The sequence below is a fragment of the Pseudomonas sp. KT_2_4 genome (genome assembly GCF_041410225.1).
GTDB lineage: Bacteria > Pseudomonadota > Gammaproteobacteria > Pseudomonadales > Pseudomonadaceae > Aquipseudomonas > Aquipseudomonas paracarnis.
In genome coordinates this window covers 2,602,543-2,621,245 of the sequence record NZ_CP166962.1, presented here as the reverse complement: position 1 = coordinate 2,621,245, position 18,703 = coordinate 2,602,543, and the positions used below count along the sequence as shown (strand labels likewise).

14 protein-coding genes and 2 tRNA genes are annotated in these 18,703 nt (G+C 60.3%); 7 read left to right on the top strand and 9 right to left on the bottom strand.

The window, feature by feature from the left end; all coding sequences use genetic code 11:
* The first annotated feature begins 144 nt into the window (after nt 1-144).
* Nucleotides 145-1,854: a single-stranded-DNA-specific exonuclease RecJ gene (recJ, locus tag AB9N64_RS12080; RefSeq protein ID WP_014719777.1), complete on the top strand. Its 1,710-nt coding sequence runs from the start codon at nt 145-147 to the stop codon at nt 1,852-1,854.
* Nucleotides 1,855-1,989: 135 nt separating this feature from the next.
* Here recJ and AB9N64_RS12075 read toward each other — a convergent pair whose 3' ends face one another.
* The 4 genes from AB9N64_RS12075 to AB9N64_RS12060 form a co-directional block, all read right to left on the bottom strand.
* Nucleotides 1,990-3,270 (bottom strand): virulence factor family protein, encoded by a 1,281-nt coding sequence (locus tag AB9N64_RS12075; protein WP_014719776.1) that lies wholly within the window; start codon nt 3,268-3,270, stop codon nt 1,990-1,992.
* Nucleotides 3,270-5,912 (bottom strand): bifunctional lysylphosphatidylglycerol flippase/synthetase MprF, encoded by a 2,643-nt coding sequence (gene mprF / locus AB9N64_RS12070; RefSeq protein WP_014719775.1) that lies wholly within the window; start codon nt 5,910-5,912, stop codon nt 3,270-3,272. The genes AB9N64_RS12075 and mprF overlap by 1 nt, the downstream gene beginning before the upstream one ends.
* A gap of 280 nt (nt 5,913-6,192) precedes the next feature.
* Nucleotides 6,193-6,269 (bottom strand) — tRNA-Met (locus AB9N64_RS12065).
* 166 nt (nt 6,270-6,435) lie between these two features.
* A tRNA-Met gene (locus AB9N64_RS12060) sits at nt 6,436-6,512 on the bottom strand.
* 278 nt (nt 6,513-6,790) lie between these two features.
* Here AB9N64_RS12060 and dinB point away from each other — a divergent pair.
* Entirely contained in the window at nt 6,791-7,849 is a 1,059-nt protein-coding gene (gene dinB, locus AB9N64_RS12055; protein ID WP_014719774.1) for a DNA polymerase IV, read from the top strand.
* A gap of 129 nt (nt 7,850-7,978) precedes the next feature.
* Here the strand turns inward: dinB and AB9N64_RS12050 are convergent, their stop codons facing one another.
* From AB9N64_RS12050 to AB9N64_RS12035, 4 genes are all read right to left on the bottom strand, one after another.
* Nucleotides 7,979-8,932, bottom strand: a complete 954-nt coding sequence (locus AB9N64_RS12050) for a hypothetical protein (protein ID WP_032902715.1) — start codon at nt 8,930-8,932, stop codon at nt 7,979-7,981.
* 20 nt (nt 8,933-8,952) lie between these two features.
* Entirely contained in the window at nt 8,953-10,668 is a 1,716-nt protein-coding gene (locus AB9N64_RS12045) for a proline--tRNA ligase (protein ID WP_371360314.1), read from the bottom strand.
* 197 nt (nt 10,669-10,865) lie between these two features.
* The gene (locus AB9N64_RS12040; RefSeq protein ID WP_014719771.1) at nt 10,866-12,398 is read right to left on the bottom strand and encodes an AmpG family muropeptide MFS transporter; all 1,533 of its coding nucleotides are present in this window, start codon (nt 12,396-12,398) and stop codon (nt 10,866-10,868) included.
* A 43-nt stretch (nt 12,399-12,441) separates the two neighbouring features.
* A complete protein-coding gene (locus AB9N64_RS12035) occupies nt 12,442-12,756 on the bottom strand; it encodes an MGMT family protein (RefSeq protein ID WP_054897670.1) in 315 nt (104 codons plus the stop codon).
* 193 nt (nt 12,757-12,949) lie between these two features.
* On the opposite strand from AB9N64_RS12035, the gene AB9N64_RS12030 reads away from it, so the two are divergent.
* From AB9N64_RS12030 to groL, 5 genes are all read left to right on the top strand, one after another.
* Nucleotides 12,950-13,957 carry a DUF481 domain-containing protein gene (locus AB9N64_RS12030; protein WP_014719769.1) on the top strand — a complete coding sequence of 336 codons (1,008 nt, stop codon included), beginning with the start codon at nt 12,950-12,952 and terminating at the stop codon, nt 13,955-13,957.
* 102 nt (nt 13,958-14,059) lie between these two features.
* Nucleotides 14,060-14,791, top strand: a complete 732-nt coding sequence (locus AB9N64_RS12025) for a HugZ family protein (protein ID WP_014719768.1) — start codon at nt 14,060-14,062, stop codon at nt 14,789-14,791.
* A 66-nt stretch (nt 14,792-14,857) separates the two neighbouring features.
* Nucleotides 14,858-15,334 (top strand): FxsA family protein, encoded by a 477-nt coding sequence (locus AB9N64_RS12020; RefSeq protein WP_003193941.1) that lies wholly within the window; start codon nt 14,858-14,860, stop codon nt 15,332-15,334.
* 247 nt (nt 15,335-15,581) lie between these two features.
* A complete protein-coding gene (locus tag AB9N64_RS12015; protein ID WP_003193940.1) occupies nt 15,582-15,875 on the top strand; it encodes a co-chaperone GroES in 294 nt (97 codons plus the stop codon).
* Between the two features lie 50 nt (nt 15,876-15,925).
* Nucleotides 15,926-17,572, top strand: coding sequence for a chaperonin GroEL (gene groL / locus AB9N64_RS12010; protein ID WP_014719767.1), 1,647 nt, complete (start codon nt 15,926-15,928; stop codon nt 17,570-17,572).
* A 403-nt stretch (nt 17,573-17,975) separates the two neighbouring features.
* Here groL and AB9N64_RS12005 read toward each other — a convergent pair whose 3' ends face one another.
* Nucleotides 17,976-18,701 (bottom strand): phosphatase PAP2 family protein, encoded by a 726-nt coding sequence (locus AB9N64_RS12005; RefSeq protein ID WP_014719766.1) that lies wholly within the window; start codon nt 18,699-18,701, stop codon nt 17,976-17,978.
* Between the last annotated feature and the right edge of the window lie 2 nt (nt 18,702-18,703).

Sequence of the window (18,703 nt, the reverse complement as noted above, 5' to 3'; positions counted from 1 at the left end):
GGCTTGCCTGCGAGGGCATCCACTCGGTGTGTCTGATGTACCGAGTCGTATGCATCGCAGGCAAGCCAGCTCCCACACTTGATCTCTGCTGCGTTCACTCTCTGTGTTTAACCGATGTATTAGAAGAGAAGCTCCCGTCACCCCATGCGTATCGATCCCCGCCCATTGCCCGCCGTCCTGCCTTTTCTCGGTGAACTGCCGCCGCTGTTGACCCGCCTTTACGCCGCACGCGGGGTGCAGTCGGAGGCCGAGCTGGACAAGAGCCTGGCGCGGTTGATTCCCTATCAGCAGCTCAAGGGCATCGATGCGGCGGTGGACTTGCTGGTGACGGCCCTGGAGCAACGCCAGCGCATCCTGATCGTCGGTGACTTCGACGCCGATGGCGCCACGGCGAGTACCGTGGGCACCCTGGGCCTGCGTTTGCTTGGCGCGGCCCATGTCGATTACCTGGTGCCCAACCGCTTCGAATACGGCTACGGCCTGACCCCGGAAATCGTCGCGGTGGCGCTGGAGCGCGAGCCGCAGTTGCTGATCACCGTGGACAACGGTATCTCCAGCGTCGAAGGCGTGGCGGCGGCGAAAGCGGCGGGGTTGCAGGTGCTGGTGACCGACCACCACTTGCCCGGCGATGAACTGCCGGCCGCTGACGCCATCGTCAATCCTAACCAGCCGGGCTGCACATTTCCCAGCAAGGCCCTGGCCGGCGTCGGCGTGATCTTCTATGTATTGATGGCCCTGCGTGCACGGTTGCGCAGCCTGGGTTGGTATGACAACAAGCCCCAGCCGAACATCGGTGAACTGCTTGATCTGGTGGCCCTGGGCAGCGTCGCTGACGTGGTGCCGCTGGACGCCAACAACCGCATCCTCGTGCACCAGGGGCTGGAGCGTATTCGGGCCGGTCGGGCGCGGCCGGGGATCAAGGCGATCCTGGAAGTGGCCAAGCGTGATCATGCGCGTATCACCTCCACCGACCTGGGTTTCATCCTCGGCCCGCGTCTGAACGCGGCCGGACGCCTGGATGACATGAGCCTGGGCATTGAATGCTTGCTTACCACGGACTTCGCCGCCGCACGGGAAATGGCCGCGCAACTGGACGGCATGAACCAGGACCGTAAATCCATCGAGCAAGGCATGCAACGCGAGGCCCTGGCCCAGCTCAAGGACCTGCCGGTGGAGTCGATGCCGTACGGTCTGTGCCTGTTTGACCCGGAGTGGCACCAAGGGGTGATCGGGATCCTCGCGTCACGCATGAAGGAGCGTTATTTCCGCCCGACCATCGCCTTCGCCGATGCCGGTGATGGCCTGCTCAAGGGCTCTGGACGCTCGGTGCAAGGCTTTCATATCCGCGATGCGCTGGCGGTCGTCGCCAGCCAGCACCCCAACCTGATCACCAAGTACGGCGGCCACGCCATGGCGGCGGGGCTGACCTTGCCCGAGGCCAACTTCCCGTTGTTTGCGCAAGCCTTCGATGCCGAAGTGCGCCGGCAACTGCGCGAAGAAGACCTCACCGGCCGCCTGCTTTCAGACGGCACCCTGGCGGTGGAAGAATTTCACCTGGAACTGGCCCGCGCCCTGCGCCATGCCGGCCCGTGGGGGCAGCACTTTCCCGAGCCGTTGTTTCACGGGGTATTCCAGTTGGTGGAGCAGCGGGTGGTGGGCGAGCGGCATTTGAAAGTGGTGCTCAAGAGCGAGTGCGGGTCGGTGAAGCTCGATGGCATCGCCTTTGGTGTGGACCGCGAAGTGTGGCCAAACCCGACGGTGCGTTGGGTGGAATTGGCCTACAAGCTGGATGTGAATGAATTTCGTGGCAATGAGACGGTGCAACTGATGATTGCGCACATCGAACCGCGCTAGTTTTCATCAACACCACGTACCACTGTGGGAGCGGGCTTGCCCGCGATGACGGAGTGTCAGTCAACGCTACTGTGACTGAGCCAGCGCTATCGCGGGCAAGCCCGCTCCCACATTGGGTCTTAGGTTAAGCTGGAGTTATTCGGCTTTGGCCTGATGCTTGACGATAATATCCACCAACCGCTTGGCCAGCGCCGGGTAGTTCTCATCGAAGTGATGCCCGCCCGGCAGCTTCATGGCTTCGCCCACGGCGGTCTTGTCGGTGCAGCCACTCTCGTCGACTTCTTCGGCGCCGTAGATGCACACGACTTTCTCAGGCGGCAGCTTGGCCATTTCCGGGCCGGTGGCGGCTTCTTTGCCGGCGTTGCCCAGCCAGCCTTCCACTTCGATTTCAAAGCTGCCGGTACGGGCGAAGGCCAGCAGGATGATCGCGTCCACCCGTTGCTGTTCGTTCTCTGGCATACGGTTGTAGATGGCCGGCAATACGTCGGCGCCGAACGAGTAACCGGTCAGCACGAAGCGCTTGGTGCCCCACTTTTGCCGGTAGTGTTGCATCAGCTCGGTGAGGTCCTTGGCGCTTTGCTCCGGCGTCTTGTGCTGCCAGTAGTAGCGCAGGGTGTCGATGCCCACCACCGGGTAGCCGATCTTCGCCATCTCGCCCGCCACGTCGCGGTCCAGGTCGCGCCAGCCGCCGTCACCGGAGAGGAATAGGGTCACGGTGTCCTTGGCTTGGCCGGCAGGCACTTCTACCACCGGAATCGCCAGGCCGCCGTTGTCCGAACCGACCAGTTGCTTGCGCAGTTCGTTATTCAGCACCTGTGGGTAATGAATGTCGTAGTCGCTGATGCTGGTAGTAGCGCGCGGTGTGTCACGTACGAAACTGGCGCTTTCATCGTCGGGGTTATCGTTCCACGCCACCAGCCAGCTGCCATGGGCGGCGGTTTTCGGCAGCGGGTCGTTGCAGCCTTCCTGTTTCAGGGCGAAGCCCACGGAGATGGCGTTGGCCTTGTCGTCGTTCTGGGTGGCCAGCCAGCGCCAGGCGAGTGCGGCGCCAGGGCCGATGCCGCTGACCAGGGTTGCCGGGCCTTTGAGCTGGGCCAGGGCGCCTTGCAGGGCTTTTTCCTGCAGTGCGCAGTCATCCTTGGGCAGCACCACCTGAACCAGTTGCGCAGCACCGCCCTGGCTCAGGGCAATCAGTTGGCTGTCGGTCAGGGTTTCGTCGGCCATCACCGCCACGGCCACGCGGGCTTTTGCGTTGCTGGCCGGGGTTACGCGGGTCATTACCGAACCGTCGGCCTGGGGCAAGTGCTCCAGGGTCGGTTGCGGGGCGGGGCGGTTCCAGTACCAGAAGCCACCCGCCGCGATCAGCGCAAGCAGCACCACTAAAGCCAATACATACCGCCAGGAGCGTCGAATCATCAGCGTTTCACCAATCCAGTCAAGCCGCCCGCAATCAGGGCGGCGGTATCGGCCAATGCCACCAGCGGATCCAGTCCTGCGGGCACGGCCATGTAACGGGGTTCCCAGTCGGGCTGGAACTTGTCTTTGAAGCGGCGCAAACCTTGGAAGTTATACAGTTGCTCGCCACGGCGGAACACCATCGAGCCCAGGCGCTGGGTCAGCGGTGCGCCACGGCGCGGTTGCAAGCCCGACAACGGCACCATGCCGAGGCTGAAGCGCGCGTAGTCGTGGCTCTTATAGTGTTGAATCAGGCCCACCATCATGAACTCCATGGTCAACTTGGGCGCGTCCGGGTGGGCACGCATCAGGTCGAGGCTGGCCAGGTCATGATTATAGGTTTCGAGCAGATTGGCGAAGGCCACCGGGCGCCCTTCGAAGCGAATGATCGCGATACGAAAGTGCTTGAGGTAGTCATCGCTGAAACGGCCCAGGGAGAAGCCCTTTTCCCGCACATTCTTACCTGTAAGCCAGGCGTCGGAGATGACTTTTAATTCATCCATCGGCGCCTTGCCCGGTTCGCAGATTTCCAGGGACAGGCCGTCCCGGGTGCCACGGTTCCAGGTGTAGCGCAAATCCTTCATTTCCTTGCCCTTGGCTTCCAGGTCAAAGCGTTTCAGGTCGACGCGGGCTTCTTCACCCAGTTTGATCGCGGTGAGGCCGATGTCCATGTAATACGGCAGGTTCTCGGCGCGTACCTGATAGAACACCGGACGGGCGTGGTGGATGTCGCACAGGTCGCGGAACTGCCAGATCATCTCGGCGCGCGGTTGGGTCGGGCCGATCGGGTCGTACAAGGCCACCAGGCTACGCCCGCGACGGGCATACATCAGGAAGGCTTCATCGTTAGGGTGAAACAGCAGCGCCTTGTCGCCGGTGAGCGCCAGGCCGCCGTCGGGTTGGGACGAGGCCATCAGAATCTTGCTGGCACGCTCCAGCTCTTCCGGGGTCGGCAGGTGGATGACCGGGCGTGCCGTGCGCAGCAGCCAGGTCAGCGACACGATCACCAGCAACACGGCGGCGCCGAGCAGCGAACGCAAACCACGTGGGGCGTTGGCGTCGAGGGTGAACTGCCACCAGAGTTGGTGGCTGTAGGGCACGTCCTGGTAGGCAAACAGCAACAGCCAGATCGAAGCGCCGAGCACACAGACACTGGCCACTAGGTACAGCGGCGAAAACGGCAACTCGGTCAGGCGACTGGCGCGGTAGAACGAGCGCCGGAAGATGGCCAGCAGCACTGCGGTCATGGTCATCAGGCTGGCTTCTTCCCAGTCGAAGCCTTTAAGCAGCGAAAGCAGGGCGCCAACCAGCAGCAACACCATGGTCAGCATCCAGGCGGCCGACAACCGCCGGCGCAGGCCCTGGGCGAGCAACAGGCACAACACACCGATCAGGCTGGCACCGAAGTGCGACGCGTCAATCAGACGATGGGGAATCAGGAAACCGATGTTTTCCAGGCGTGAGTCGATCTCTGGCGTGGCGCCGGAAAACAGCAGGACCACGCCGGACAAAAAAACCAGGACGGCCAATACTGGCGCTGCCAGCCCCGACGCTACCCGCAGACTTTGCTGGGTCTGGAACAGGCGCTGGGCCTCGTTGACCAGCAGGAATACACAGGCGATCAGCAGCGGCAGCACCACGTAGATCATGCGGTACAGCAGCAAGGCAGCAGCCAGGGGCGCGGCACCAAGTTTGTCGGCAAAGGCCGCCAGCAGGATCGCTTCGAATACCCCCACCCCGCCCGGCACATGGCTGAGCACACCGGCGGCCAGGGCCAGCAGGTACACCAACAGGAACGGGCCGAAGGGCGGCGCTTCCGGCAACAGCAGATACAGCACGGTGGCGGCTGCGGCGACGTCCAGTGCGGTGATGATCAGTTGCAGGAAAGTCAGGCGTCGGCCAGGCAGGCGCAGGGTACGGCGCCCGGCCTTGACCAGCAGGTTGTCGGGGTAGGGCTGTTCCGGCAGGCGGCGGCGATAGATGCCGATGCACAGCAGGGCCGACAACAGCAGCACGGCGCCGGCAATGCCGCCGAGCAGGCTTTGCGATAAATGCAGGTAAGTGGAGGCGGCCGGCAAGTTGCTCAACGTGGCCAGCGCGGCCAGCGGCGGCAGGGCACAGCCCAGGGCCAGGCTGGCAAATACGGTCATGTGCGCCACTTCCGAGGCGCCGATGCCATGGCGTGCATATAAACGGTAACGCACCGAACCCCCCGAGAGCATCGACAAGCCAATGGCGTTGCCGATAGCAAAGGCGGTGAAACCACCCAGGGCCAGGGTCTTGGCGGGCAATTGCACGCCGGCATAACGCGCGCCGGAGAACTCATAGCCGAGCAGGATTACAAAACCGGCGACCGCCGCCGCAAAGGCCCCCAATAGGGCCGGCTTGGGCACTTCCAGGATCGAATCGTGCAGGGCGTAGAGGTCCAGCTCCAGCAGCAGGTGCCGGCAGGCGATCAGGGCGATTGCAAACAGCAGAAGCGTCACGGCCAGGCCGATGGGCTGGCGGTATTTGCTCAACAGGTCCAGCCACCGCAAACGGGTGGGAGTGATCGGTTGTTCTGCTGTAACGGTGTCTTGTGGTTCAGACGAGTTGGCGCGCATCAATCACCTCGTGGATTGTGCGCGACAGGATGGAGGTATCCAGCCAAGTTACCAATCCCTATGGACAAAATAATTACAAATATTAACGCGGATCACCGGGCGCGGCGACTGCGGCCATTGGTCGTAGAGGGGTAGCGCTTGAGCATTGAGCATAGCGTGCAATGAGATGGACTCTGCAAACCGTCTACGGTTTCATGAAAGATGCCATGTCATTGTTTCAGAAGAACTTTTTCGTCAGATACAAAAAAGGCCACTCTTTCGAGTAGCCTTTTTTGATGTTTGGTTGCGGGAGCCGGATTTGAACCGACGACCTTCGGGTTATGAGCCCGACGAGCTACCAGACTGCTCCATCCCGCGTCTGTGGGCGGCATTCTACAGCCCAGCGGCAGGGTGTCAACCGTTAATGAGCTGATCGCTGAAATAAGCGCTAATTATTCTGAAATCAAGGTGTTGGCTGCATTGTGCAGGCAAAAACAAGCGCGCACAAAAAAGGCCACTCTTTCGAGTAGCCTTTTTTGATGTTTGGTTGCGGGAGCCGGATTTGAACCGACGACCTTCGGGTTATGAGCCCGACGAGCTACCAGACTGCTCCATCCCGCGTCTGTGTGTCGGCATTCTACAGAGGAACGCGAGTGTGTCAACCTGTGAATCAAACAAAAGCGCTTGTGGTTCAATCGGTTAGCTCTCCAAAGAGGGGGCGTGAAGTGCTCTGGGCCAGTCAGGCCAAGGCTTTCAGCTCTATCGGAAGCCCGAATTCGATTGAAAAAATAAATTCCTCAAGGAAACTTCCTACCACTTGGAAGGAAGAATCAAACTACTGGTGCTATATACAGGTGTGAATGCGATACTGGCCACCCGTTGGTTCACACCCCGTTTATATGACGCAGCGCAAAATCATCCACGTTGACTGTGATTGCTTCTACGCCGCCATCGAGATGCGTGACGACCCGAGCCTGGCGCAAAAGCCCTTGGCGGTGGGCGGTTCGGCGGACCGGCGGGGGGTGATCGCTACCTGCAACTACGAGGCGCGAGCGTATGGGGTGCGTTCGGCGATGTCGTCACGTCATGCCTTGAAGCTCTGCCCGGACTTGACCATTGTTAAGCCGCGCATGGATGCCTATAAAGAAGCGTCGAAAGAAATCCAACTGATCTTCCGCGACTACACCGACTTGATCGAGCCGTTGTCGCTGGATGAGGCTTACCTTGATGTGTCTGACAGCCCGCATTTTGGCGGCAGCGCCACGCGTATTGCCCAGGACATTCGGCGCCGGGTCTCCAACCAGTTGCATATCACTGTGTCTGCCGGCGTGGCGCCCAACAAGTTTTTGGCCAAGATCGCCAGCGACTGGAAAAAGCCCAACGGCCTGTTTGTGATCACGCCGGATCAGGTTGAAGACTTTGTCTCGCAGTTGCGTGTCAGCAAGCTGCATGGCGTGGGCAAGGTCACCGCTGACAAGCTGGCGCGCCTAGGCATCGAAGACTGCCTGCAATTGCGCGACTGGAACAAACTGGCGCTGGTGCGCGAATTCGGCAGTTTTGGCGAGCGCCTCTGGAGCCTGGCCCGTGGAATTGATGACCGTGTGGTGCAAAACGACAGCCGTCGGCAATCGATTAGCGTGGAAAACACCTACGATGTGGACTTGCCGGATCTTTCAAGCTGCCTGGCGAAACTGCCGGAGCTGATGGAGACCCTGGCCGGGCGCATGGCGCGTATCGACAGTAGCTACCGGGCGGGCAAGCCGTTCGTGAAAGTGAAGTTTCATGACTTTACCCAGACGACGCTGGAGCAGGCCGGGGCAGGACGGGATCTGGAGAGTTATGAACAGTTGATGACCCAGGCGTTCAATCGCGGGGGCAAGCCGGTGCGGTTGCTGGGGATAGGCGTACGGTTGCTGGACCTGAGCGGCGGCAACGAACAGCTCGAGTTTTCCTGGTAAAAACCCGAAACAAATGTGGGAGCTGGCTTGCTTGCGATAGCCGTGTGTCAGTCAAGAATGCTTTAACTGATACACCGCTATCGCAGGCAAGCCAGCTCCCACAGTTTGATCTTCACAGGTATTGCACGATCAGCGTGCGCCAGGATCGGCGACTAACCGCCCCCCATCCTTGGTCAACGCCTGCACAAACTCCTGCTGCAACTCCGGATCATTGCGCGTCAGTTCAATCAGGCTTTGTTCCAGCTCGCTGGCTTCTTCTTCCAGGCCCAGCTCCGACAAGCGTTTGACCCGGTGTACCCACTGGTTCACTTCGTCATCTTCCAGGTCGTCATAGATCAGGGCATGGGCTTCGAGCAGCTTGCTGCGCAGCGTGTTGCTGACCGCCAGGGTCGAGTCGGTATGCACGTCGTCCTGGCCATCCGCCACAGTGATTTTCAGCGTGGTGACGCGGTTCAGGTCCTGCTCGGCAAAGGGGCTGTCCAACAGGTTAAGGCGCAGTATGCCGTTACGGTCGGTGGTCAGCTCGTGGGTCTGCTTGCCGGCGGTGACTTGCACCGGGCGCTCGCTCCAGGGCAGGCTCGAATACTCCAGGCGCTTGTCACGCTGGACTTCATCGATGGCCGCCAGGTTCTGTTGCGCACGGCCGTGGGATTGCACGTTCATGAACGGGTTGATGCCGTCCACGCCATAGCTCAACCAGTCATGGGTCACACTCGTGGGCAGGTTGCCGAGGGCGAAGATATTCACCACGTTAGCACCCACGCCCGCCACCAGCGCCACGGCACCCAGGGGCATCTCATAGAGTTTGCGCCAGGGCTGGTAGGGTGTGTAGCGGTCGTAACGACGGGTGACTTCGAATTCGGTGACCTCGAAGGTCTTCTGCTCATGAATGCGAACCCGGCGTTGCGGCAGCTCCAGCACTTTAGGCTCGCCTACATCGATCTGCAGGCTGTGGTCGAGCAACTTACGCTCGACCCGCTCCTCGTGTTCACTGCGTTGCGACATCTGATTGGCGCAGCCGCTGACCAGCAGGGCGCCGCACAAGGCGGCGCCCCCCAGGGCTCTGGTGTTTCGCTTGAACATGACTTCTCTTGATCTGGTTTTCAGCGACGAATACGCGCCTGGAGGAAAGACAGCACCTCAGCCACCGGCAACGGTTGGGCTTCGGCTTCGGTCCGGCTCTTGTATTCCAGATTGCCATCCGCCAGGCCGCGGTCACTGACCACGATCCGGTGCGGGATGCCAATCAGTTCCATGTCGGCGAACTTGATGCCCGGGCTGGTTTTCTTGTCCCGATCATCGAGCAGCACTTCAAAACCGGCGGCGGTGAGTTCCGTGTACAGTTTGTCGGTGGCTTCGCGTACTTGCTCGGTTTCATAGCGCAATGGCACCAGGGCCACCTGGAACGGCGCCAGCGCGTCACTCCAGATGATGCCTTTCTCGTCGTTGTTCTGCTCGATGGCAGCGGCCACCACGCGGGATACGCCAATGCCGTAGCAGCCCATGTCCAGGGTGATCGGCTTGCCGTTCTCACCCAGTACTTCGCACTTCATCGCCTTGCTGTACTTGTTGCCCAGCTGGAAGATGTGCCCGACTTCGATGCCGCGCTTGATCTCCAGGGTGCCCTTGCCATCCGGGCTCGGGTCGCCGGCCACGACGTTGCGCAGGTCGGCCACGGTCGGAACCGGCAGGTCACGCTCCCAGTTCACGCCGAAGTAGTGCTTGTCGTCGATGTTGGCGCCGATACCGAAGTCGCTCATCAGCTCAACGGAACGGTCGATGATGATCGGCAGTGGCAGGTTCAGCGGGCCGAGGGAACCGGCACCGGCGCCAATGGCGTCGCGCAGTTCGGCATCGGTGGCCATGACCAGCGGGCTGGCTACGCCAGGCTGGTTAGCGGCCTTGATTTCGTTGAGCTCGTGGTCACCACGGATCACCAGGGCGATCAGCTTGCCTTCTTCTTCGGCGCGCACGATCAGGGTCTTGATGGTCTTTTCAATCGGCAGATTGAATTTCTCCACCAGGGCCGCGATGGTCTTGGTGTCTGGCGTGTCGACCAGGCGCAGCTCCTCGGTGGGAGCAGGGCGCGAGGTTTCACGTGGTATGGCTTCGGCCTTCTCGATGTTCGCCGCGTAGTCGGAACCGTTGCTGAACACGATATCGTCTTCGCCAGACTCGGCCAGCACGTGGAATTCGTGGGAGCCGGCACCGCCGATGGAGCCGTTGTCCGCTTCAACCGGGCGGAACTTCAGGCCCAGGCGCGTGAACACGTTGCAGTAGGCCTGGTGCATGCGGTCGTAGGTCGCTTGCAGGGAAGCCTGGTCGGCGTGGAACGAATAGGCGTCCTTCATGATGAATTCGCGGCCACGCATCAAGCCGAAGCGTGGGCGGATCTCATCACGGAACTTGGTCTGGATCTGATACAGGTTGAGCGGCAACTGCTTATAGCTGCTCAACTCGTTGCGCATCAGGTCGGTGATGACTTCTTCGTGCGTCGGGCCGGCGCAGAAATCGCGGCCATGACGGTCTTTGAAGCGCAGCAACTCAGGGCCGTACTCTTCCCAGCGCCCGGATTCCTGCCACAACTCAGCCGGTTGGGTGCTCGGCATCAACACTTCCAGAGAGCCGGCAGCGTTCATTTCTTCACGAACGATGGCTTCGACCTTGCGCATCACCTTCAAGCCCATGGGCAACCAGGTGTACAGGCCCGAGGCCAGTTTGCGGATCATGCCGGCGCGCAGCATCAGCTGATGGCTGATTACAACCGCGTCGGAAGGCGTTTCTTTCTGTGTGGCGAGCAAATATTGACTGGTACGCATGGTAGGCCGTTGTCGGTTGCTTGGACTTGAAATGACTTGGGATTGTACGGGCGCTTGTCGCCGGAGTACAGGCGTGAGGTGGCGGGGCGTATCTGTCGTAACGGTCGCTTGTGTGGGAGCTGGCTTGCCTGCGATAGCGGCGCTGGGTTCACCACCGCTATCGCAGGCAAGCCAGCTCCCACATTGACTGAGTCGTGTCAGTCTTCCGGCGGGGGATTCAGCCGGGCGCGGCGGTTCTCCTGGAACCAATGCAACGCAATCAGGAGCAGCGTCGGCACGCCCAACAGGCAGGTGATCATAAAGAAGTTGTGGTAACCGAACTTCTCCACCATCACGCCTGAATAGCCGCCGATCAAACGTGGCAGCAACAGCATGATCGAACTGAGCAGCGCATATTGGGTGGCGGAGAACTTGAGGTTGGTGAGGCTCGACAGGTAAGCCACGAATGCTGAGGTGGCCATGCCCGAACTGAAGTTGTCCAGGGAGATGGTCACGATCAACATCTGCAGGTCGGGGCCCATGTCGGCGAGCATCACGAACAGCAGGTTGGTACCGGCCGAGGCCACGCCGCCGATGAACAGGATCGGCAATATGCCGAACCGCACGATCAACAGGCCGCCCATGCCGGCGCCGAGCAGGGTCATGATCAGGCCGAAGATCTTGCTCACTCCGGCGATCTGGTCCTTGGTGAAACCCTGGTCGATATAGAACACGTTGGCCATGACGCCCATCACCGTGTCGGACATGCGATAGGTGGCAATCAGCCCGAGCAGCAGCAGCGCCTGCCAACGGTAGCGCAGGATAAAGTCATTGACCGGCGTGAGCACGGGCGCCAGGCCCCGGCGGCCCATGGCTGAAAGGCACAGGGTAGTGAGGATGATATAGAGGATGGCGCGCAGGAACGCGCGGTCTTCCATCAGCAGTTCCCACAAACTCACGCCCTGGAACAGCACGCTGGCGAAGTCGGTGTTGTACAACTGGGTGAACATCGCCGGCACTGAGACCAACAGCACGATCAGCACAAACACCGACACCAACTGGTGCATGAAACTGTAGCGGCCGGCCTGCAACTGAGTGCGCAGTGGCACATCAGGTTCACGCATGAGGAAGGTGGTGAGCAACGCCGGCACCATCAACACGCCGAACAGCACATAGGTGCCGGTCCAGGCCGAGTGTTTATAGTTGAAGCCGGTGGAGCCAAAGCCTTCGGCAAAGAACAGCGCACCGGCCGTGGCCAGCAGGGCGGCAATGCGATAGCCGGACATGTAGCTTGCCGCCAGGGCGGCCTGACGGCTGTCGTCGGCGATTTCCAGGCGGTAGGCATCCACGGCGATATCTTGGGTGGCCGACGCGAAGGCGACAATCACCGCGATGGCGATCAACCAGGACAAGTGTTTTTGCGGGTCACAAAAACCCATGCCGATCAATCCGAGGATCACCAGCGATTGGGCCAGCACCAGCCAGGAGCGACGACGCCCCAGTTTGCCAAGCAACGGCAGGCGCCATTGGTCGAGCAGCGGCGACCAGACCCATTTAAAGGCGTAGGCCAGGCCGATCAGGCTCGCATAGCCAATGGTCTCGCGAGCCACACCGGCTTCACGCAGCCACACCGAAAGCGTCGAAAACACCAACATGTAAGGCATGCCGGCGGCGAAACCGAGCAACAACAGCACTAACGTCGAAGGGCTGGCATAGGCGGCGAGCGCGGCGCGCCAGGTTTTACGGGGCATGGGCTGGAGTCTGCCTCAGATTTGCGGAAACAAAGCGCGCACTCTAACCGCTGTGCTCTACCGGGCGCCAGCCATGACGCTGAATATCAACACGATTGTTCAGGATGGTGACGCCTTCGCTACGTAAACGCGCACGTTGTTCGTCACCCGAGGCACTGCCCACCGGCAAACTTATCCGACCACCGGCAGCCAGCACCCGATGCCAGGGCAACCGCGTGTCTTGCGGCAACTGGCTCAGGGTGCGCCCGACCCAGCGGGCAGCACGCCCCAGGCCCGCCAGGTGGGCCAGCTCGCCATAACTCACCACGCAGCCTTCGGGCACCTGCGATAACGTCAGGTACAAGGCGGTGCGGCGCATCTCGGCGGGGCTTTGTGGTGCATCTGCAGGTGGGATCACTGTGGAGATATCCGTTGAGATCGTCGTTGTTTTGTCAGAAACGTCTGTAAACATGACGATGAGTATTGAACTCAATATAAATCCTTGAGTCAGTTCTAGCCATGTAACACTATAACGCCCCTTTTTTCGCCTATCCTGAGCCCCGTACCTGCTTATGTTGTCCAGAACCCTGTTGTGCCTTGCTGTTTTCAGTGCTTCCACGCCCTTGCTCGCCGATACCGTCTGGTTGAAAAACGGTGACCGGCTCACTGGCAAGATAAAAGTCTTCGACGGTGGCAAGTTGCTGATCCAAACCACCTACGCAGGCTCCATTCCGGTGGACTGGAAGCAGGTCAAAACCCTGGAAAGTGACCAGGAGCTGCTGGTCAAGCAGGACGCCTACAGCGGTGAAAAGGCCAAGTCCTTGCAGGCATCGGATGACGGCAAGGTGGTGCTGGCCAATGGCGAGGCGCCCAAGACGGTGGAACTGGCAAGTATCCAACAGATCATGAAGCCCAAGCCCGTGATCGAAGACCTGGTGTGGAAGGGTAATGTCGACCTGGCGCTGGACTACAAACGTGCGGACAAAGACACCAACGACTACGACATCGACTTCAAGACCTCGGCCCGTCACGGCCAGTGGCGTCATACGGGCAAGGGCGAATACAACCGCGAGTTCCAGGACGACGTCACCACCACCGACAACTGGGCCCTGGAATACGACCTGGACCGTTTTATCACCGAGCACTGGTTCTGGCAGGGGCGCCTGACCTACAAGCGCGACAAGGTCGAAGACCTGGCGCGCCAGCGCACCGTGGGTACCGGCCCGGGCTACCAGTTCTGGGACGATGAGTTGGGCGCGTTCTCCCTCGGATCGCTGGTCAACCGTACCGATTACGAATATGCCGACGGCGGCAAGGACAACTTCTACTCTCTGGCCATGAAGTGGAACTACAACCGCTACCTGGTGGGCAAGACCGTGGAGTTCTTCACCAACGGCGAATTGGGCAAGCCTCTGGACGGCCCGGCCGATTACTCCCTGGATGCCGAGATGGGCCTGCGCTACAAAGTCACCGAATGGGCGTCCCTCAATCTCAAGGCCGAGCGTGACGTCATCAGCGGCGACTCCGATAGCAGCTTGAGCAAGACCCGTTACACCGCAGGCTTCGGCGTGGCCTGGTAAACCGGCGTCGGCCACTCTGGCAACCTGCGCAGATATTGATTACCTTGTGTTGAGATCCATTCCCATATGCCATGGGCGGCGGAACACCCGAGGAGTCATCTATTGAGCACGCAGGTTGCCAAGAACGCCCGAGAGCTGTTGCTCAAGGAATACCGTGGGGCGCTCGCCACACAGTCCAAAGCCATGCCCGGCTTTCCCTTTGGCTCGGTGGTGCCCTACTGCCTGGACGAGCAGGGCCGCCCGCTGATCCTGATCAGCCGCATTGCCCAGCACACCCACAACCTGCAAAAAGATCCCAAGTGTTCGCTGTTGGTGGGTGAGCGCGAGGCCGATGATGTGCAAGCCGTGGGGCGCCTGACCTACCTGGCCGAAGCCGAGAAGCTGGAAGACCCCGCCGCCATCGAAGCTGCGGCCGAGCGCTACTACCGCTACTTCCCTGATTCGGCCAACTACCACAAGGCCCACGATTTCGATTTCTGGGTGCTCAACCCCGTCCGTCACCGTTACATCGGTGGGTTTGGCGCGATCCATTGGGTCGACCAGTTAACCTTGGCCAACCCGTTTGCGGGCAAGGCCGAGCGCAGCATGATCGAGCACATGAACAGCGATCACACCAAGGCCATCGCCCATTACGTCGAGCTGGGCGGCTTGCCGACCACCGAGCCTGCACAGTTGGCCGGCATCGACAGCGAAGGCATGCACCTGCGCATTGGCCAATCGTTACATTGGCTAGGGTTTGCCGAGCCCTGCAATACGCCGACACAAGTGCGTGAAGCCCTGGTTTCATTGGCGCACGCTGAAGTCTGGCCGAAAAAAACCGCGGCTACTGCTTGAATTCACACAACGGCGACGTCATCTAAGGTGAACTGGCAAGGCATTCTTGCGTTGAGGAACCATTTGATGCGCCCTTTTTTATTGCTCTTTCTGCTGTTTCCGGTGTTGGAGCTGTTCGTATTCGTTAAAGTCAGCGGTGCGATCGGTTTCTTCCCGGCGCTGTTGCTGATCATCGTAGGCTCCATGCTCGGCGTCCTGGTGCTGCGTGTCGCCGGCCTGGCCACCGCGCTGCGTGCCCGTGAAAGCCTGAACCGCGGCGAACTGCCGGCCCAGACCATGCTTGAGGGCCTGATGATGGCCCTGGCCGGTGGCCTGCTGATCCTGCCGGGCTTTATCAGCGACGTGCTCGGCCTGGTGCTGTTGCTGCCGTTCACCCGCAAGCTGCTGGCCGGCAAAATGCGCCAGCGTGCTGAAGAGGCCGCGATGCGCCAGCGTGCGTTCGCTGACGACCTGCAACCCCGTGGTGGCCCGGCTCCACGCCAACCCCTGGGGCGTGAAGGTGATGTGATCGAAGGCGAGTTCGAACACCGCGACCCTAAGTAACCGCTTCACTGGCACGGCACCTTCGGGTGCCGTGTTGCATTTACCCTTGAGCCGACACAAAAAATTTCATCCTCGGCCCCTTGTAATAAGCCTGGGCGCCCTTATGTAACGGTCACCGCAAGGTTTCTGGTGGTGACATCAGACAGACTTCCGCGTCTCGCCCCGCGAGCCGCGACCGGCACCGCCGGAATTTAACCCGCCGGAATTGATACCGGCCGATGAAAAACACAATTAGGAGAGATCGACAATGAAGCTTCGTCCTCTGCACGACCGCGTCGTAATCCGTCGCAGCGAAGAAGAAAAGAAAACCGCTGGCGGGATCGTTCTGCCAGGTTCGGCTGCTGAAAAAGCCAACCACGGTGTGATCGTCGCTGCTGGCCCAGGCAAAACCCTGGAGAACGGTGATGTACGCGCACTGGCCGTGAAAGTGGGTGACAAGGTTGTTTTCGGCCCTTACTCCGGCAGCAACACTGTGAAAGTAGACGGCGAAGACCTGCTGGTAATGGCTGAGAACGAAATTCTCGCCGTTCTGGAAGACTGATTTCCTCGCTCATTTTCCCGTTACTACAAAGTATTTAAGGAATATCGATCATGGCTGCTAAAGAAGTTAAATTCGGCGACTCCGCCCGCAAGAAAATGCTCACTGGCGTCAACGTACTGGCTGACGCAGTAAAAGCGACCTTGGGCCCGAAAGGCCGTAACGTGATCATCGAGAAGAGCTTCGGCGCTCCGACCATCACCAAGGACGGCGTTTCCGTCGCCAAAGAAATCGAACTGGAAGACCGTTTCGAAAACATGGGCGCGCAGCTGGTCAAAGACGTTGCCTCCCGTGCCAACGATGACGCAGGTGACGGTACTACCACCGCAACCGTACTGGCTCAGTCGATCGTCAACGAAGGCCTGAAGGCCGTTGCTGCCGGCATGAACCCGATGGACCTCAAGCGCGGTATCGACAAGGCGACCATCGCCATCGTCAAAGAGCTGAAGAACCTGTCCAAGCCATGCGCCGACACCAAGGCCATCGCTCAGGTAGGCACCATCTCCGCCAACTCCGACAGCTCCATCGGCGACATCATTGCCGAAGCCATGGAAAAAGTCGGTAAAGAAGGCGTGATCACCGTTGAAGAAGGCTCGGGCCTGGAAAACGAACTGTCGGTTGTAGAAGGCATGCAGTTCGACCGTGGCTACCTGTCCCCGTACTTCGTCAACAAGCCGGACACCATGGTTGCCGAGCTGGACAGCCCGCTGATCCTGCTGGTCGACAAAAAGATCTCCAACATCCGCGAAATGCTGCCAGTGCTGGAAGCCGTTGCCAAAGCCGGCCGCCCACTGCTGATCGTGGCTGAAGACGTTGAAGGCGAAGCCCTGGCGACTCTGGTTGTGAACAACATGCGTGGCATCGTCAAGGTTGCAGCCGTCAAGGCGCCAGGCTTCGGCGACCGTCGCAAGGCCATGCTGCAGGACATCGCCGTTCTGACCGGCGGTACCGTTATCTCCGAAGAGATCGGCCTGAGCCTGGAAAGCGCCACCCTGGAAAACCTGGGTAGCGCCAAGCGCGTGACCCTGTCCAAGGAAAACACCATCATCGTTGACGGTGCTGGCGTTGAAGGCGACATCGAGTCCCGTATCGCTCAGATCCGTGCACAGGTTGCCGAGACTTCCTCGGACTACGACCGTGAAAAACTGCAAGAGCGCCTGGCCAAGCTGTCTGGCGGCGTTGCAGTGATCAAGGTTGGCGCTGGCTCCGAAGTTGAAATGAAAGAGAAGAAGGCCCGCGTTGAAGACGCCCTGCACGCAACCCGTGCAGCCGTTGAAGAAGGCGTGGTACCTGGCGGTGGCGTTGCGCTGATCCGTGCTCTGGAAGCCCTGACTGAGCTGACCGGCGACAACGCTGACCAGAACGTCGGTATCGCTGTACTGCGTCGTGCCGTTGAAGCACCGCTGCGCCAGATCGCTGCCAACTCCGGCGACGAGCCAAGCGTTGTGGTCAACGAAGTCAAGAACGGCAAAGGTAACTACGGTTACAACGCTGCGACTGGCGTGTACGGCGACATGATCGAAATGGGCATCCTGGATCCAACCAAGGTGACTCGTTCCGCGCTGCAAGCAGCATCCTCCATCGGCGGTCTGATCCTGACCACCGAAGCTGCGATCGCTGAAGCACCGAAGAAAGAAGGCTCGGCTGGCGGCGGTATGCCAGACATGGGCGGCATGGGTGGCATGGGCGGCATGATGTAAGCCAGCCTACCCGGCGCTATAAAAAGCCCCGCCTGCAGTGATGCAGGCGGGGCTTTTTTATGCACGGCTGTACCCACCCGACGGCGGCCTGACAGCCACGCTTATCTAACTGATGCACGGCGGTCAAAATGTGGGAGCTGGCTTGCCTGCGAAGACGGCCTGCCAGCCTGCAGGAATGTTGGATCAGAGCGCGTTCATATCCGTTAGTCAGGCAACGGCCATCTAGGGGCCGCCCTGACGGCGGCTAACCCGGCATCCTGCCGGGTTACCAGGAGTTCAAGCCTGCGTTCGACCAGCGTGGTTATCGAGGTTGTAGTTGCCGTCGACCGCTGCAAAGTTGTGTCGATACTTATGGCCAATCGCAGGCAAGCCAGCTCCCACATTTGATCTTCGTTGCATTCGCTTAACTGACCGGCATTACGGCTTGCCGTGAAGGCCGGTACAGCAACAAGCAATACAGCCCCAGGCAGATCAGCCAGCAAAAGATCGCTGTCCACACATTGTGGGAAAAGAAATGCGCCCCTTGCAGCATACGGCTGACTGAAAACACGCTGCCCAGGCCGACAGCAAAGATGAACGCGTAGCGCGCCAGCCGTGGCCGTCGATCCCGCAGCGCGAAGAACCAGGCGAACAAGGCAAACCCGGTGGCGGCATGCCCGCCGGGCCAGCAGCGGCCGGGTTTATCGGTCGGCGGGCGCGGGCTGAGCAGTTCGCTGTAGGTTTCCTGGCCGCCGAACTCCTTGAGGCTCCAAGGGCATTGCACGGCGGTGATGGTTTTCAATGGCGACACGAACGCCGTCGCCATTCCCAGCGACAGCACCAGGCACACCAGTTCACGGCGGTACGGCTTGAGTCGCTGCAGGATGAAGCTGCCGACCAGGCCCAGAATCGCCAGCACCGAAAACAGGATCACCAGTTGCTTGGCACGGTCATGCAGGATGTCTTCAAGGAAGAAGCTATAGCGGCCAATGAAGCCGCCAGCCTCTGCGCTGTAGAAAAGTCTGGCCAGGTCCATGTCCAGTGACGTCAGTTCAAGCAACAGCAAGGCTACTGCAGCGCTGGCAGGCAGGCCCAGGCACAGCCAAAAATCAAGCGGTTTGGAAACCGGTAAAGAGGAGGGGGATTTCATCT

Excerpts from the sequence above, each read along its gene's own strand:
- recJ (WP_014719777.1), top strand. The coding sequence starts at position 145 with ATGCGTATCGATCCCCGCCCATTGCCCGCCGTCCTGCCTTTTCTCGGT.
- dinB (WP_014719774.1), top strand. The coding sequence starts at position 6,791 with ATGACGCAGCGCAAAATCATCCACGTTGACTGTGATTGCTTCTACGCC.
- AB9N64_RS12035 (WP_054897670.1), bottom strand. The coding sequence starts at position 12,756 with ATGCGCCGCACCGCCTTGTACCTGACGTTATCGCAGGTGCCCGAAGGC.
- mprF (WP_014719775.1), bottom strand. The coding sequence starts at position 5,912 with ATGCGCGCCAACTCGTCTGAACCACAAGACACCGTTACAGCAGAACAA.
- AB9N64_RS12015 (WP_003193940.1), top strand. The coding sequence starts at position 15,582 with ATGAAGCTTCGTCCTCTGCACGACCGCGTCGTAATCCGTCGCAGCGAA.
- AB9N64_RS12030 (WP_014719769.1), top strand. The coding sequence starts at position 12,950 with ATGTTGTCCAGAACCCTGTTGTGCCTTGCTGTTTTCAGTGCTTCCACG.
- groL (WP_014719767.1), top strand. The coding sequence starts at position 15,926 with ATGGCTGCTAAAGAAGTTAAATTCGGCGACTCCGCCCGCAAGAAAATG.
- AB9N64_RS12050 (WP_032902715.1), bottom strand. The coding sequence starts at position 8,932 with ATGTTCAAGCGAAACACCAGAGCCCTGGGGGGCGCCGCCTTGTGCGGC.
- AB9N64_RS12020 (WP_003193941.1), top strand. The coding sequence starts at position 14,858 with ATGCGCCCTTTTTTATTGCTCTTTCTGCTGTTTCCGGTGTTGGAGCTG.
- AB9N64_RS12075 (WP_014719776.1), bottom strand. The coding sequence starts at position 3,270 with ATGATTCGACGCTCCTGGCGGTATGTATTGGCTTTAGTGGTGCTGCTT.
- AB9N64_RS12005 (WP_014719766.1), bottom strand. The coding sequence starts at position 18,701 with ATGAAATCCCCCTCCTCTTTACCGGTTTCCAAACCGCTTGATTTTTGG.
- AB9N64_RS12045 (WP_371360314.1), bottom strand. The coding sequence starts at position 10,668 with ATGCGTACCAGTCAATATTTGCTCGCCACACAGAAAGAAACGCCTTCC.
- AB9N64_RS12040 (WP_014719771.1), bottom strand. The coding sequence starts at position 12,398 with ATGCCCCGTAAAACCTGGCGCGCCGCGCTCGCCGCCTATGCCAGCCCT.